1 pseudogene is annotated in these 349 nt (G+C 80.8%); it reads left to right on the forward strand.

Annotated elements, in window-relative coordinates:
* A pseudogene (locus QWY29_RS19920) lies at nucleotides 1–349 on the forward strand (hypothetical protein); the annotation flags it as partial.

Raw genomic sequence — 349 nt, forward strand, 5'->3', positions numbered from 1 at the left:
CGGACCCGCCTCGCGGGCCGGGCTGGCGCAGCGCACCGGGCTGGCCAAGGCCACGGTCGGCGCGATCGTCGCCGACCTCGAGGCCGCCGGGGCCGTCGTCGAGTCCACCCTCGCGGACGTCCCGGCGGCCCCGGCCGCCCCCTCCCGGGGGCGCCCCAGCAAGCCCCTCTCGCTCCGCCCCGGCTCCCACGTCGGCCTGGGTCTGGAGCTCAACGTCGACTACGTCTCCGCCGTCGTCGTCGCCCTCGCCGGCACCGTGCTGACCAGCGAGTCGCGCCCGGCCGGCGCCGACCGCGTCGCCGTGCTCCTCGCGCTGGCCGCCGAGGTCCGCGCCGCCCACCCGGGCGCG

It is taken from the genome of Nocardioides abyssi (assembly GCF_030412915.1).
Lineage (GTDB): Bacteria > Actinomycetota > Actinomycetes > Propionibacteriales > Nocardioidaceae > Nocardioides > Nocardioides abyssi.